Origin of the sequence: Brachybacterium sp. GCM10030268, assembly GCF_042666305.1 — a bacterium.
Taxonomy (GTDB): Bacteria; Actinomycetota; Actinomycetes; order Actinomycetales; family Dermabacteraceae; genus Brachybacterium.
This window is the reverse complement of sequence record NZ_JBHTCW010000015.1, coordinates 62,736-76,905: the sequence shown is the minus strand read 5'-3', so window position 1 is coordinate 76,905 and position 14,170 is coordinate 62,736. Positions and strand designations below refer to the sequence as shown.

11 protein-coding genes are annotated in these 14,170 nt (G+C 71.9%); 2 read left to right on the top strand and 9 right to left on the bottom strand.

Annotated elements, in window-relative coordinates:
* Positions 1–90: 90 nt before the first annotated feature.
* From ACFQRD_RS15880 to ACFQRD_RS15855, 6 genes are all read right to left on the bottom strand, one after another.
* On the bottom strand, positions 91–1,449 hold the full coding sequence (locus ACFQRD_RS15880) for a lysine N(6)-hydroxylase/L-ornithine N(5)-oxygenase family protein (RefSeq protein ID WP_377019823.1): 1,359 nt from the start codon (positions 1,447–1,449) through the stop codon (positions 91–93).
* Positions 1,446–2,978 (bottom strand): pyridoxal phosphate-dependent decarboxylase family protein, encoded by a 1,533-nt coding sequence (locus ACFQRD_RS15875; RefSeq protein ID WP_377019821.1) that lies wholly within the window; start codon positions 2,976–2,978, stop codon positions 1,446–1,448. Before ACFQRD_RS15875 ends, ACFQRD_RS15880 begins: the two co-directional genes overlap by 4 nt.
* A 256-nt stretch (positions 2,979–3,234) precedes the next feature.
* Positions 3,235–4,746 carry an Asp-tRNA(Asn)/Glu-tRNA(Gln) amidotransferase subunit GatB gene (gatB, locus tag ACFQRD_RS15870; protein WP_377019820.1) on the bottom strand — a complete coding sequence of 504 codons (1,512 nt, stop codon included), beginning with the start codon at positions 4,744–4,746 and terminating at the stop codon, positions 3,235–3,237.
* Between the two features lie 2 nt (positions 4,747–4,748).
* Entirely contained in the window at positions 4,749–6,281 is a 1,533-nt protein-coding gene (gene gatA, locus ACFQRD_RS15865; protein ID WP_377804751.1) for an Asp-tRNA(Asn)/Glu-tRNA(Gln) amidotransferase subunit GatA, read from the bottom strand.
* A 5-nt stretch (positions 6,282–6,286) separates the two neighbouring features.
* The gene (gatC, locus tag ACFQRD_RS15860) at positions 6,287–6,583 is read right to left on the bottom strand and encodes an Asp-tRNA(Asn)/Glu-tRNA(Gln) amidotransferase subunit GatC (RefSeq protein WP_377019818.1); all 297 of its coding nucleotides are present in this window, start codon (positions 6,581–6,583) and stop codon (positions 6,287–6,289) included.
* Between the two features lie 19 nt (positions 6,584–6,602).
* A complete protein-coding gene (locus tag ACFQRD_RS15855; RefSeq protein WP_377019817.1) occupies positions 6,603–7,463 on the bottom strand; it encodes a GNAT family N-acetyltransferase in 861 nt (286 codons plus the stop codon).
* Positions 7,464–7,543: 80 nt separating this feature from the next.
* Between ACFQRD_RS15855 and ACFQRD_RS15850 the strand changes: the two genes are divergently transcribed.
* Positions 7,544–7,756 (top strand): hypothetical protein, encoded by a 213-nt coding sequence (locus tag ACFQRD_RS15850; protein WP_377019816.1) that lies wholly within the window; start codon positions 7,544–7,546, stop codon positions 7,754–7,756.
* Between the two features lie 13 nt (positions 7,757–7,769).
* Here ACFQRD_RS15850 and ACFQRD_RS15845 read toward each other — a convergent pair whose 3' ends face one another.
* On the bottom strand, positions 7,770–8,690 hold the full coding sequence (locus ACFQRD_RS15845) for a hypothetical protein (RefSeq protein WP_377804750.1): 921 nt from the start codon (positions 8,688–8,690) through the stop codon (positions 7,770–7,772).
* On the bottom strand, positions 8,687–9,244 hold the full coding sequence (locus ACFQRD_RS15840) for a hypothetical protein (protein ID WP_377019814.1): 558 nt from the start codon (positions 9,242–9,244) through the stop codon (positions 8,687–8,689). Before ACFQRD_RS15840 ends, ACFQRD_RS15845 begins: the two co-directional genes overlap by 4 nt.
* 164 nt (positions 9,245–9,408) lie before the next feature.
* Between ACFQRD_RS15840 and ACFQRD_RS15835 the strand changes: the two genes are divergently transcribed.
* On the top strand, positions 9,409–11,670 hold the full coding sequence (locus ACFQRD_RS15835) for a RecQ family ATP-dependent DNA helicase (protein WP_377019812.1): 2,262 nt from the start codon (positions 9,409–9,411) through the stop codon (positions 11,668–11,670).
* Positions 11,671–11,694: 24 nt separating this feature from the next.
* On the opposite strand, the gene ligA is transcribed toward ACFQRD_RS15835, so the two are convergent.
* On the bottom strand, positions 11,695–14,106 hold the full coding sequence (ligA, locus tag ACFQRD_RS15830; protein WP_377804749.1) for an NAD-dependent DNA ligase LigA: 2,412 nt from the start codon (positions 14,104–14,106) through the stop codon (positions 11,695–11,697).
* Between the last annotated feature and the right edge of the window lie 64 nt (positions 14,107–14,170).

The following is a 14,170-nucleotide window of genomic DNA, read 5'->3' as shown; positions in this document are numbered from 1 at the left end:
GTGCTACGACCCCACCATCCACGAGCGGCGCAGAACCGACAGAAACGACCACAGCAGCGCTCTCACGGCCTAGAGGTTGACTCAGGGAACTCATGCGTGCTCCTGCTGGGGTGGGGTCTGCACCGGCACGTCGCCGGGCAGGCCGAAGGTCTGGAACGCGGTGCGGCGTTCGAGGGGATAGGGCTCGCGCCCGGTGATCGCGGCGAGGATGACGCCGGCCCGCCAGGGGCCGAAGCCGAGGTCGGGGGCGGTCAGGCCGTGGCTGTGCTCCTCGGCGTTCATCACGTGGACGCGCCGGGCCGTATCGACGGTGTAGTCCTCGGCGGCCACGTCCAGGCGCCCGCGGGAGTCGCGGCGGATGCTCTCGCCCAGCGGTGCCAGCAGGTCGGTCCCGCGAGCCCGGTACCCGGTCGCGGAGACGACGGCATGGGTGCGGTGCTCGGCCGTGGTGCCGAGCAGTTCGTGCTCGAGCGTCAGGACGAGCTCACCCGTGGCGGCGTCATGTCGGGCGGCGGTCACGGCGGTCCCGGTCAGCAGGGTGCTCGGCACCTCACGGCCGCCGCTGCTGAGGCGGTAGAGGAGATCGTGGATCTCGTCGACCAGGTCGCCGCTGATGCCCTTGTACAGGCTGCGCTGCTCGCGGCCGAGCTGCTCGCGCCGGCTCTCGGGCAGGGACCGGAACAGAGCGGTGTGCTCCGGGGAGGTCAGCTCGAGGGTGAGCTTGGTGTACTCCATGGGGAAGAACCGCGGCGAGCGCGTCACCCAGTCCACCCGGGTGCCGCGGGCGCCCGCGTCCTCGAGCAGGTCGCGGTAGATCTCCGCGGCGGACTGCCCGCTGCCCACGATCGTCACGGAGCCGGCCTCGCGCAGCTGCGCCCGGTGCGAGAGGTAGTCGCAGCTGTGGAGAACCCGGTGCTCCCCAGGAGCGCTCTGCGCGAGCTCGGCGAGCGCCCGCGGCAGCGCCGGAGCGGTCCCGATCCCGAGCACGACGTGCCGGGCCCGATGCTCCTCGAGACCGCTCACCTCGCCGCTGGGGTCCAGGACCTCCGCCGTCACCAGCAGGTGGTCCGCTTCCTCCTGGACCGAGACGACGCGGCGTCCCCAGCGCAGCGAGTCCAGCTGGTCCGCGACCCACCGGCAGTAGTCGTCGTACTCCGTGCGCAGCGGATAGAAGGATTCCCGCACGTAGAACGGGTAGAGCCTGCCGATGTGCTTGAGGTAGGCGAGGAACGAGTAGGGCGAGGTCGGGTCGGCGAGGGTGACGAGATCCGCGAGGAAGGGGACCTGGATGGTCGCACCCTCGATCATCATCCCCGGGTGCCACCGGAACTCCGGGGCCCGGTCGAGGAAGACGGCGTCGACGTCGGCGAGGGGCTCGGCGAGCGCGGCGAGACCGAGGCCGAAGGGGCCGATGCCGATCCCGACCAGGTCATGGATCCGCGCGCTCATCGTGCCGCCGTCGTCGCGGCGAGCTGCGCACCGGCCAGGAGGCCGCGCCCCGTCGCCCGCACCAGGTCCAGGACCGCGGCGACGTCGGTGAGCGTCGCCTCCGGGTTCAGCAGCGTGAGTTTCAGCCAGGGCCGGCCGTCGACGGTGGTGCGGGCGACCATGGCGCGGCCGGACTGGAACAGGGTCCGGCGGATCACCGCGACGTGCTCATCGGCCGTCGCGTCGTCCACGGGGGCCGGCTGGAAGCGGAACAGGACGGTCGAGAGATCCGTCGCTCCCAGCACCGTGAAATCCGGATCCGCCGCCAGAAGCTCATGGACCTGGGCAGCGAGATCGCAGACGGCGTCGACCATGGCCCCGACCCGTGCCGGGCCGAGCGAGCGCAGGGTGGTCCACAGCTTGAGGGCGTCGAACCGCCGGGTGGTCTGCAGGGATTTGCCGACCTGGTTGGGTTCGCTGTGCTCGGAGGCGGCCTCGGCGGCCGGGTGGAGGTAGTCGGCGTGCCAGGTGGTCGCCGCGAGCTGCGCGGGATCGGCCACGATCAGGGCGCTCGAGGAGACGGGCTGGAAATAGGTCTTGTGGAAGTCGATCGTCACGGAGTCCGCCCGCTCGATGCCGGCCAGCAGGTCGCGCCGTGACGGGGAGACGAGCAGCCCGCCCCCGTAGGCGGCGTCGACGTGCAGCCACAGGCCGCGTTCGGTGGTGACGACGCCGATCTCCTCGAGCGGATCGATGAGGCCGCGATCCGTGGTGCCGGCGGTGGCCACGACCGCCATCACCTGCGCACCCTCGTCCTCGACGGCTCGCACGCAGCGGCGCAGGGCCGCGGGGTCCATGCGCCCGTCGGCATCGGTGGGGACCTCGAGGACGGCGTCCCGCTCGAGCCCGAGCAGGAGCGCGGACCTCGCGACGGAGAAGTGGCTGGCCGCGGTGGTCAGCACTCGCAGGCGGGCGACGCCGGGGCCGCGGGACTCCCCGGCGCGCTCCTGGCCGCGCAGCGCGCTCTCGCGGGCGAGGAAGAGTGCCTGCAAGTTCGACTGGGTGCCGCCGGAGGTGAACACCCCGTCGCCGCCGGCGAACCCGATGAGATCGGAGGCCCAGCGCACGAGGCGCTGCTCCATGTGGGTCGCCACCAGCGACTGGTCGTACGTGTCGACCGACGTGTTGATCGCGGCGAGCATCGCCTCGGCGGCGACCGCGGGAACCGCGACCGGGCAGTTGAGGTGGGCCAGGTAGGAGGGGTGGTGGAACCACACAGCGTGGGCGGCGTAGAGCTCGTCGGCCTCGCGCAGTGCGGCACGGTCACCGATTCCCTCCCCCTCGAGGTCGGCGTCGGCCACGAGACCTTCCAGCAGAGAACGGTCCGCGCCCGAGGAGGGGGTGCGCACCGTGCGCAGACGCTCGGCGAGGTCGTCGACCACCTCGTGCAGGAGGGCGGCGTACGTCCCTGCGGTGCGAGCACCCAGCAGCTCTGAGGCCTCAGCGGGCATCCGGGGTGCGGGGGCGGTCTGCGGGAGGGGCTGAGACATCTGCATGGGCCTTCCTGCCGGTCGGGGCGGCACCCCGAAACGGTGAACTACTTAGGTTTGGCTACCCTAAGCCGGTCACGGAATGGTCACGCAAGAGCGATCGTCATGTTCAGCGGTGCGAAGGATCACAGAGCCCTGCGCCCAGCCGCCTCGTCGGCCCGTATCCAGCAGCGCCATGAGCCCGCCCGGCGCCCAAAAAAAGCAGCGCCGCGCCCTCGTTACAGGGCGCGGCGCTGCGGGAGGAAAGGCGGTCAGCTCAGCTGACGCCGAGCTTGTCCATGATGATCTCGCGCACGCGGCCGGCGTCGGCTTGACCGCGGGTGGCCTTCATGATCGGGCCGATGAGGGCGCCGATGGCCTGAACCTTGCCGCCCTGGATCTTGGCGACCACGTCGGGATTGTCGGCGATGGCCTGATCGACGGCGTCGGTGAGCACGGAGTCGTCGGAGACGACGGCCAGGCCCTCCTTCTCGACGATCTCGGCCGGGTCGCCCTGACCCTCGAGCACCTTCGTCAGAACCTGCTTGGCGATCTTGTCGTTGATCTTCTTCGCCTCGACCAGTCCCTGGAGCTCGGCGACCTGCGCGGGCGTCACCGGCAGCTCGTCCAGGTCGGCACCCCGCTCCCCGGCGGTGCGGGCCAGCTCGCCCATCCACCACTTGCGGGCGCTCTGGGCGCTCGCCCCGGCGGTCACCGTGGCCTCGATCAGGTCGAGCGCGCCGGCGTTGATGGCGTCGCGCATCTCCAGGTCGCTGAAGCCCCACTCCCCGAGCAGGCGGCGGCGACGTGCGGCCGGCAGCTCCGGCAGTCCGGCCCGGATCTCCTCGATCCACTCACGGCTCGGGGCGAGGGGGACCAGATCCGGCTCGGGGAAGTAGCGGTAGTCCTCGGCATCGGTCTTCACGCGGCCCGAGGAGGTCTCGCCGGTGTCCTCGTGGAAGTGGCGGGTCTCCTGGGTGATCGAGCCCCCGGCGTCGAGGATCCCGGCCTGGCGGGAGATCTCGAAGCGCACCGTGCGCTCGATGGAGCGGAAGGAGTTGACGTTCTTGGTCTCGGTGCGGGTGCCCAGCGGCGCGTTCCTGTCGGCCCGCAGGGAGATGTTCACGTCGGCGCGGACGTTTCCGCGCTCCATCCGCGCCTCGGAGACCTCGAGGGTGCGGAAGATGTCCCGCAGGGTGCGCACGTAGGCGGCGGCGACCTCAGGGGCGCGGCCACCGGTGTCCGGGATCGGCTTGGTGACGATCTCGACCAGTGGCACCCCCGCACGGTTGTAGTCGACCTCGGAGTGGGTCGCGCCGTGGATGCGTCCCGTGGCGCCGCCGACGTGGGTGTTCTTGCCGGCGTCCTCCTCCATGTGGGCGCGCTCGATCTCGACGCGCACGATCTCCCCGTCCTCGAGCTCGACGTCGACCCAGCCGTCGAAGGCGATGGGTTCGTCGTACTGCGAGGTCTGGAAGTTCTTGGTGAGGTCCGGGTAGAAGTACTGCTTGCGCGCGAACCGGCAGGTCTCGGCGATGGAGCAGTTCAGCGCCAGACCGATCTTGATCGCGTACTCGACGGCCTTGCGGTTGACCACCGGCAGGGATCCGGGCAGTCCGAGCGAGGTCGGGGTGATCGCCGTGTTGGGCTCGGCCGCGAAGATGTTGGGGGCGCCGTCGAACATCTTGGTCTCGGTGCCGAGCTCGACGTGGACCTCGATGCCGAGGACGGGATCGAAGCGGGCGATGGCGTCGTCGTAGTCGACCAGGGCGGTGTTCTGAGCGCTCATCATCACTTCGCTCCTCCTGCGATCGCGGTGAGCTCGGGGGCCTTTGCCAGCAGGGGCCCTCCCCAGGAGTCCTCGAGCAGGGCCTCGAGGGCTCCGCCGACCTGGTAGAGGCGCTCGTCGGCCCGGGCCGGGGCGAGGAACTGGATGCCGGCGGGCAGGCCGTCCTCGGCCAGTCCGCTGGGCACCGAGATGCCCGGGGTGCCGGCGAGGTTGGCGGGGATGGTGGCGATGTCGTTCATGTACATCGCCAGCGGGTCGTCGACCTTCTCGCCGAGGCGGAAGGCGACGGTCGGGGAGGTCGGCGAGGCGAGCACGTCGACCTGCTCGAAGGCGGCGGCGAAGTCGCGCTGGACCAGCGTGCGCACCTTCTGGGCGCTGCCGTAGTAGGCGTCGTAGTAGCCGGCCGAGAGCGCGTAGGTGCCCAGCAGGATGCGGCGCTTGACCTCGTCGCCGAAGCCGGCGCCGCGGGTCGCCTTCATGACCGATTCCGCGGTCGGGTGATCCTCGGGGACCACCCGCAGGCCGAAGCGCATGCCATCGAACTTCGCGAGGTTGCTCGAGGCCTCCGAGGGCATGATCAGGTAGTAGGCGCCCAGGGCGTACTCGAAGTTCGGGCAGGAGACGCGCACGATCTCCGCGCCGGCGCGCTCGAGCTGCTCGAGCGACTCGGTGAACCGCGCCTGGACCTCGGGAGCGAAGCCCTCGCCCTCGAGCTGCTCGATGACACCGATGCGCAGGCCGCTGACGTCCTGGCGGCGGGCCGCGGCGGCGAAGTCGCCGACGGGGTCGGGCAGCGAGGTCGAGTCCCGCGGATCGTGGCCGGCGATGAGCTGGTGCAGCAGCGCGGCGTCCTCGACGGTGCGGGTGACGGGCCCGGCCTGGTCCAGGGAGCTGGCCATGGCGATCAGGCCGTAGCGGGAGACGGAGCCGTAGGTGGGCTTGACGCCCACGGTGCCGGTGACCGCGCCGGGCTGACGGATCGAGCCGCCCGTGTCGGTGCCGATGGCCAGCGGGGCCTCGTAGGCGCCCACGGCCGCGGCACTGCCGCCGCCGGAGCCGCCGGGGATCCGCTCGCGGTCCCAGGGGTTGCGGGTGGGGCCGTAGGCGCTGGTCTCGGTGGAGGAGCCCATGGCGAACTCGTCCATGTTGGTCTTGCCGAGCATCGGCAGGCCGGCCGCGCGGAGCTTCTCGACCAGGGTCGCGTCGTAGGGCGGGACCCAGCCCTCGAGGATCTTGGAGCCCGCGGTCGTGGGCGTGCCCTCGGTGACCATGACGTCCTTGACGGCGACCGGCACGCCGGCGAGCTCGTGGAGCTCCTCACCGGCGGCGCGGCGGGCGTCGACGTCGCGCGCGGCGGCCAGCGCCTGCTCCTCGCTGACGTGGAGGTAGGCGTGCAGATCGCCGTCGACGGCGGCGATCCGGTCCAGGTGGGCGCGGGTGAGCTCCTCGGAGGAGAGCTCTCCGGCCTGCAGCGCGGCGGCCTGGGCGGCGGCACTGCGGCGGATGATGTCACTGGTACTCACGGGCTCGATCACACTCATCATTCTTCGCCCAGGATCTGCGGGACGGCGAAGCGCCCGTCCTGGGCCTCGGGAGCGCCGGCGAGCGCCTGCTCCTGGGTCAGGGTGTCCGCGACGACGTCTTCGCGCAGCACGTTGGTCATGGCAATGGGGTGGGAAGTCGCGAGAACGTCCTCGGTGGCGACCTCGGAGACGGAGGCGACAGCGTCCATGATGGAGTCGAACTCGCCGGCGAAGCGGTCGATCTCCTCATCGCTGAGCTGGATCCGTGCGAGGTCGGCGAGGCGTGCGACGTCTTCTCGTCCGATCGAAGGCATACCCGCATTCTAGGTGGACTCAGCCCGGCGGTCGCACGCGGTAGTGGTAGCCGCCGAGGCGGCGGAAGCCGAGCGTGCGGTACAGCGCCAGGGCGCCGGGGTTGTCGGTCTCGACCTCGAGCAGGGCGCGGGAGGCTCCCTGGACCGCAGCGATCGACAGCAGCGTCTGCGACACGGCCCGCCCGAGGCCTCTGCGCCTGCGGCCCGGGTCGACCGCGATCGCGTTGAGCACGGCGGCCTGCTCCCGGCCGGCCTCGACCAGGGCGGCACGGCCGACGGCGGCGGGGCGGCCCGCCGCGCTCCCCTCGCTGCCGTCGGCCCCGTCGGCCCCGCCGGCTCCGTCGGCTCCGTCGGCTCCGTCAGGCAGCAGCACCTGGACCGCCGGCGTGCCGGCCATGATGGCGTGCAGGGTCTCGCGGGCCTGGTCACCCTCGCGGGGCGCCAGCCGCCAGAAGGCGTCGAACCACTCCTGGTCCAGGGCCCCGGTGCAGATCACGGCCGACGGGGACGGCTCGAGCCGGCTGGCAGCGGTCAGGTCCAGTTCCAGCAGCTCGCTGGGCCCGGCGGTGCCGTAGCCGCGAGCGGCGAGGAGGTCGTCGAGCCCGGGCGGCCCGTGCACGTCGAGCACCCGGAAGGTGGCGGCCTCCCCCGCCGTCTCGCACAGCATCTCGATGCGCTCGATCGCGGAGGTCAGCGCTGCGGTGGACGACGGCGCATCCACGGCGACGGCGCTGTTGGCGCGCCGGGTCACGCCGCGGGAGCGCAGGAGGGCGAAGCCGTCGACGTCGAGGCGGGCCAGGGGCCGCCAGCCGGCGATCAGCGCTTCGCTGAGGTGGTACCCGCCGAGCGGGCGGGAGGTGCGGGATCGACGGGAGCTCATCGCAGAGATCGTAGCGATCGATGCCCCCTCCCCGCGCCGGTAGACTTCGCCCGTCCGCACGAGCCAGAAGGGACCCAGCCATGTCTGTCGACCCCAACATCGATCACGATTCCCACGATCCCGAGGATCGCGAGGAGAGCTCGAACGACAAGGCGATTCGTGAGGCCGAGGAGCTCGAGGCGCGCATGCGCCGTGCCCTGGCCACGAAGGACGATCCCCTGCGTGAGGGAGAGTCGACGCCGGAGCGTCTGCGTCGTCTCGCCGAGCAGGAGGCCTCCGGCTCCCAGGAGTGACCCCTGCCCTGCTTCAGCCGCGCGGATCGGGCGGCGGCATCAGGAGCAAGGGCAGGTAGAGCACCCCGGAGAGGTTGTACGGGAAGGTGATCCGCATGATCGCCCTGATCCCCCAGTGCATCGCGAACGCCGCGCCGGCGAACACCCGTCCCGCCCTCCGGTCCAGCACCGCCAGCGGCGCCCCGAACTCGACGGCCAGCGAGGCCGCGGCCATCGCGGTGAACAGGGCCGGGTAGGGATAGAGCCGCTTTCCCAGCGCCGAGGATCGCTCGCCCAGCATCTCCTTGCGCAGCGCATCGAAGGCGACCTGATCGCGCATGTGACCGCCCCGGACCCAGCCCAGCCCGTCCCCACCGGTGAGCTTCGCCAGGCCGGCGAGCACGTAGGTTCCCGCGACGGCGGCGTTCATCACCGTCGGGGTCGCTCCGTACATCCAGGATCGCCGGCCCGGCAGCAGCGACCGGTCGCGCAGGAGCGCATCGATGCTGAGCGCATCGCTAGCGGGAGCGGCCGCGAGGACCATCGTGTGCAGGACGAGTGTGTTCTCGTGGTGGAAGACCATGGACCACGAGTTGCGGTAGGCGAAGTTCCAGGTCTGCAGGGCGGAGTGCACGGGAGCGAGCACCCGGTGGCCGACGCCGGCGGCGAACAGGGCGCCGGTGACGAGCGAGGCGTCCACGAGCCGGTCGGCGATCACCGGCGGCAGCGGCCGGCGGAGGATGCGGGCGGGGCCGACGGGGTCGAAGCTCGCCGGATCGGTGCGGTGGACCCCCTGGTAGAGCCTGCGCTTCCGGCCGACGTGCCACAGGTGGTAACCGCCGACGGCCAGGCGCAGCAGGCCCGGCCCGGCTGGTCCGGCGTGCGGGGCGAGCCGCCGCCCGGCGCAGACCGCGACGGCGCGCAGGAGGGTGCCGGCCGCTCGGCGCGCGCTCATGACAGGGCCTTCTGTGCGCCGGTGCGTCCCGGCACGTCAGCGCTGCCGCGCACGTCCAGCGCCGTGGTGAACACGTCCCTGCTGCGGCCGAGCATGAACGGTTCGACGAGGTACCGGCCGCGCACCACGTGCACGCGGTGCACGTCGCGGTCCGCCGGCCTGTCGCGGGCGGCGATCAGCGCCGCGACCCGCTCGGCGATCTGCTGGCCGTCGCCGTCCCGCACGCGTCGGCGCACCTGCCGGCGCACCGCGTTGAGTCCTCCGGTGCCCAGATATCCGTGGTGCAGCGGGCTGACGGATCCGTCCTCGTGCACGCCGAGCAGATGGGTCACCCAGTAGTGCGCCTTCCGTGGGGCCGAGAACATCGGATAGTGGCTGAAGGGGAACGAGTCGCGTGCCTCCTCGGATCGGGCGAACCGGCGCGCGGGCAGTGCCACGGCGCTCAGCAGCGCGGCTGTCAGCACCGCGGCCGCGAGGCGGACGGCCACAGTGTCCGGTCGCGACGCGCACTGGTGCGGGGTCGATGGGATCCGGGGCCGGGGAGCTGTGCTCATGCGCTCACGCTAGGAGGGGGCGATGAGAGCCGTGCCCTCCGGTATGAGAGAACGATGAGAGTCCTCTCAGGTTCCTCTCGATCCCAGGCTCCTCCCCACCGCCCGGGCGTCCACATCGGGCCACGGCGCCCCCGCCCGTCGGTCCCGGTTGGGAGACTGGGGCCATGGAATCCATCGGCTCCGCCCCCGGCCCGCCCCTCGCCCCGGTCGACTCCGCTCTGCGCCCCGAGGCCCAGGAGGCGCTCGCGGCCCTGACGGGCCGAGCGGACGTCGGATTCCGCGACGGCCAGTTCGAGGCCATCTCCGCCCTGGTCGAGGAGCGCCGGCGGGTGCTGGTCGTCCAGCGCACGGGCTGGGGCAAATCGGCCGTGTACTTCCTCGCGGCCCTGCTGCAGCGCCGCCGGGGAGCCGGGCCGGCACTGATCATCTCCCCGCTGATCGCCCTGATGCGGGACCAGGTGGCCGCCGCACGCCGGGCCGGGGTGCGGGCGGAGGCGATGAGCTCGGCGAATCCGACCCAGTGGGAGGACATCGAGCAGGCGCTGCAGGCCGATGAGCTGGACGTGCTGCTGGTCTCCCCCGAGCGCCTCGTCAACCCCCGCTTCCGGGCCGAGCAGCTGCCCCGGCTGGTTCAGCGCTGCGGTCTGCTGGTGATCGACGAGGCGCACTGCATCTCGGACTGGGGGCACGATTTCCGGCCCGACTACCGGCGTCTGCGCGATCTCGTGGCCGAGCTCGGCGACCAGGTTCCCGTGCTGGCGACGACCGCCACGGCGAACTCCCGCGTGGTGGCGGATGTGGCCGAGCAGCTCGGCTCCCGCGGGGAAGGCGCGAGTGCGGTGCTCACCCTGCGCGGGGCGCTGACCCGGGATTCGCTGCGCCTGGGCTGCCTCACCCTGCCTGACGACCGCTCCCGGCTGGAGTATCTGGCACAGCATCTCGACGAGCTGCCCGGCTCGGGGATCATCTACACCCTGACCGTCTCCGCGGCGGAGGACCTCGCCGATCTGCTGGATCGGCCGGGCCGACGGGTGCGCACCTATACCGGGCGCACGGACTCCGAGGAGCGGGCCGAGCTCGAGCAGGCGCTCAAGGACAACGAGGTCAAGGCGCTGGCGGCCACGAGCGCGCTCGGCATGGGGTTCGACAAGCCCGACCTGGGGTTCGTCGTCCATCTCGGGGCGCCCAGCTCTCCGGTCGCCTACTACCAGCAGGTGGGCCGCGCCGGCCGCGCCACCGATACGGCCGAGGTGCTGCTGCTTCCCGGCCGGGAGGACCGGGCGATCTGGGAGTACTTCGCGACCGCCTCGATGCCCGCCCAGGCCGACGCCGACGCGGTCCTGGCCGAGCTGACGAGGTCCGGGGCGCCGCTGTCGACGCCGGCGCTGGAGGCACGCGTCGACGTCAAGCGCAGCTCCCTCGAGCTGCTGCTGAAGGTGCTCGCGGTCGAGGGCGCCGTCGAGGCCGTGCGCGGCGGCTGGGTCGCCACCGGAGCGTCGTGGACCTATGACGCCGAGCGCTACGAGAACGTCGCCCGGGCACGCCGCGCCGAACAGCAGGCGATGCTCGAGTACGAGCGGCTCCAGCCGGGAGATCCGCAGCAGTGCCGGATGATGTTCCTCGCCCGCCAGCTGGACGATGACACGGCGGCTCCCTGTGGTCGCTGCGACGTGTGCGCCGGGCCGTGGTACCCGCTGCCGGAGTCAGGATCGCAGACGGCGTCCGCACCGGCGTCGGCGTCGCCATCGGGCGGATCGGGCTCCTCCCGCGAGGCGGTCTCGCGCCTGCTGGATCGGGTCGGTGTGCCCGTCGACCCGCGCAAGCAGTGGCCGCAGGGACTGGACAGGCTGGAGGTGACCTCCGAGGCGGGGGCACCGCTGCGCGGCAACATCCCGCCGGGCGAACGCGTCGAGGAGGGCCGCGTGCTGGCGCGCATGTCCGACCTCGGCTGGGCGGTGCCGCTGAGGCACCTGCTCGCGGTCGACGAGGACGGCCGCCGGGTCGACGCCGAGCTGACCCCCGCGATCGCCCAGCGCGTGGTCGAGGTGCTCACGGACTGGGATTGGGCGCAGCGGCCCGCCGCGGTGGTCTCGGTGCCCTCCACGACGCGGCCCACCCTGGTGCGCCGGCTCGCCTCGGGCATCGCCCGCACCGGGCGCATGCAGGATCTGGGCGAGCTCGGCCTCGCGCCCGGCGCCGCCCCGCTGCACGGGGCGCGCAACAGCGCGTTCCGGGTCGCCGCCCTGTGGGGCCGGTTCACCGTCCCACCGCAGCTGACCGAGGCGATCGCGGCGCTGGATGGCGCACCGATCCTGCTGGTCGACGATGAGATCGACACGCGATGGACGATGACCATCGCGGGACGGGCACTGCGCCGGGCCGGGTCGGGACCGATCCTCCCGCTGGCCCTGGCCCAGGTCAGCTGAGCCCCGGATCACCGGAGCCCCGGGTCAGTCGAGAGCGTCGGGGCCGCCCTCGAGCAGGGCGACGAATCCGTCCTCGTCCAGGATCCGCAGACCGAGCTCCTCCGCCTTGTCCGCCTTGGACCCGGCGTTCTCCCCGACCACGACGAAGTCCGTCTTCTTCGAGACCGAGCCGGAGGCCTTGCCGCCCCGGGCGATGATCGCCTCCTTGGCGCCGTCCCGGGTGAACCGCTCGAGCCCGCCGGTGACCACCACGGTCACCCCTTCCAGGGTCCTGACGAAGCCTTCCTCGACCTCGTCGACCATCCGCACGCCGGACGCGGCCCAGCCGTCGACCAGCTGGCAGTGCCACGGCACCGAGAACCAGTCGGTCACGGCCTCGGCGATGATCGGGCCGACGCCGTCGGTGTCCGAGAGCTGCTCGACGCTCGCCTCACGGATCGTCGACATCGACCCGTACGCGGTGGCCAGCGATCGCGCGGCCGTCGGCCCCACGTGCCGGATCGACAGGGCCACCAGCACCCGCCACAGCGGCTGCTCCTTCGCCTTCTCCAGCTCGCTGACCAGCAATTCGGTGTTCTTCAGCACCGTCGGAGCCTTCTGCAGCTTCCAGGCGCCCTCGCGCTTGTAGTACTTCAGCGCCGGCCGCGACCAGAAGACGGGCTGGATGCGCCAGTCGCCCGTGGGCTCCCCGTCGCGCCGCTCCGGCTGCCAGACGAAGACCTCGCGCAGGGACTCCGCGGTGAGGTCGAAGAGGTTGTCACCGATGGTCACCGCCGGTTCCTGCAGGCCGGGCAGCAACGGGTCCTCGAGGTCCGTGACGGCGAGCACCGGCACCCCGTCGGTCCCGTCGGTGATCACGCCGTTCTTGAGGACGGCGAAGTTCTCCTGCTCCGCGTCGGAGGGTTCCCGGATCGGCAGATGGATGCGGTGGCCGGCGCGCAGAGCGGCGAGAGCCTCGGGACGACGCTTGTCGGGATCGGTCAGGGCGATCGCGCTCTCCTCACCCAGCGACTCGATGTCGAAGGCGCCGCGGGAGGCGGCATGCTCGACCCTGCCGGTCACCTGCGCGGGACAGTCCTTCGCATTGGGGCAGCGCCAGTCCTTCTCCCCCTCGCGATCCGGGCCGATCGCGGTGCCGCACGACGGGCACCGGGACGGCATCTCGAACGGCCGTTCGCTGCCGTCGCGCAGCTTCTCCACCGGTCCGAGGATCTCGGGGATCACGTCACCGGCCTTGCGCAGCACGACGGTGTCCCCGATGAGGACGCCCTTGCGCTCGACCTCGAACTGGTTGTGCAGCGTGGCCATCTCCACGGTGGAGCCGGCGACCTTGACCGGCTCCATGACGCCGAAGGGGGTCACGCGGCCGGTGCGCCCCACGTTGACCTGGATGTCCAGGAGCTTGGTGGTGACCTCCTCGGGCGGATACTTGAACGCGATCGCCCAGCGCGGGGCACGCGAGGTCGATCCGAGCGCGCGCTGCTGGGCGAAGGAATCGATCTTGACCACGATGCCGTCGATCTCGTGCTCGACGTCGTGGCGGTGCTCGCCGTGGTGGGCGATGAACTCGCGCACCTCCGGAAGGCTCTCCAGCACCCGGGTGTGCGGGGACGTGGGAAGGCCCCATCCCTGCAGCGTCTCGTACACCTCGGACTGCGAGGTCAGCGTCATCCCCTCGTGGGCGCCGATCCCGTGGACGTACACCGCCAGGGCGCGGGAGGCGGTCACCGCGACGTCCTTCTGGCGCAGGGAACCGGCCGCGGTGTTGCGAGGGTTGGCGAACTCCGCCAGTCCGGCCTCGCGCCGCTGATCGTTCAGCGCCTCGAACTCCGAGGTGGGATAGAAGACCTCACCGCGCACCTCGAGCACCGCCGGCGGCGCGTCGGTCTCCAGCCGTTCGGGGATCGAGTCGATGGTGCGCACGTTGGCGGTGACGTCCTCCCCCACGCGCCCGTCGCCACGGGTCACGGCACGCACGAGCTCGCCGTCCTCGTAGACCAGCGAGATGGCCAGACCGTCGATCTTGAGCTCGGTGAGGTAGCGGACCTCGGCAGCTCCTGCGCCCAGGCCCTCGGCGGCGCGGTGGGCCCAGGTGTCGATCTCCTCGAGGGTGAACGCGTTGTCCAGGCTCATCATCCGCTCGATGTGCTCGACGGGCGCGAAGCCGGGAGCGACCGCCCCGTGGACGGTCTGGGTGGGCGAGTCGGCCTTGACCAGCTGCGGGTTCTCCGCCTCGAGATCACGCAGCTCCTGCTCGAGCTGGTCGTACTCGGCGTCGGCCATGGTCGGTGCGTCGTGGACGTAGTAATCCTCGATCGCCTGCTCGACCTGGGCGGTCAGCTCGGCGATGCGCGCCTGCGCGCCCTCGGCCGAGCTGCGCTCCTGGGGCGGGGCGTCCCGATCCTGGCTGTCCTGCGGGTCCTGTGGCTGGCTCACCCCACCATTCTTGCTCATCGCCATGACATCCGCAGGTGCGAGCCCCGCGGCCGCCCCTAGGATC

Coding starts and splice junctions, on each gene's coding strand:
- ACFQRD_RS15880 (WP_377019823.1), bottom strand. CDS start 1,449: ATGAGCGCGCGGATCCATGACCTGGTCGGGATCGGCATCGGCCCCTTC.
- ACFQRD_RS15875 (WP_377019821.1), bottom strand. CDS start 2,978: ATGTCTCAGCCCCTCCCGCAGACCGCCCCCGCACCCCGGATGCCCGCT.
- gatB (WP_377019820.1), bottom strand. CDS start 4,746: ATGAGCGCTCAGAACACCGCCCTGGTCGACTACGACGACGCCATCGCC.
- gatC (WP_377019818.1), bottom strand. CDS start 6,583: ATGCCTTCGATCGGACGAGAAGACGTCGCACGCCTCGCCGACCTCGCA.
- ACFQRD_RS15855 (WP_377019817.1), bottom strand. CDS start 7,463: ATGAGCTCCCGTCGATCCCGCACCTCCCGCCCGCTCGGCGGGTACCAC.
- ACFQRD_RS15850 (WP_377019816.1), top strand. CDS start 7,544: ATGTCTGTCGACCCCAACATCGATCACGATTCCCACGATCCCGAGGAT.
- ACFQRD_RS15845 (WP_377804750.1), bottom strand. CDS start 8,690: ATGAGCGCGCGCCGAGCGGCCGGCACCCTCCTGCGCGCCGTCGCGGTC.
- ACFQRD_RS15840 (WP_377019814.1), bottom strand. CDS start 9,244: ATGAGCACAGCTCCCCGGCCCCGGATCCCATCGACCCCGCACCAGTGC.
- ACFQRD_RS15835 (WP_377019812.1), top strand. CDS start 9,409: ATGGAATCCATCGGCTCCGCCCCCGGCCCGCCCCTCGCCCCGGTCGAC.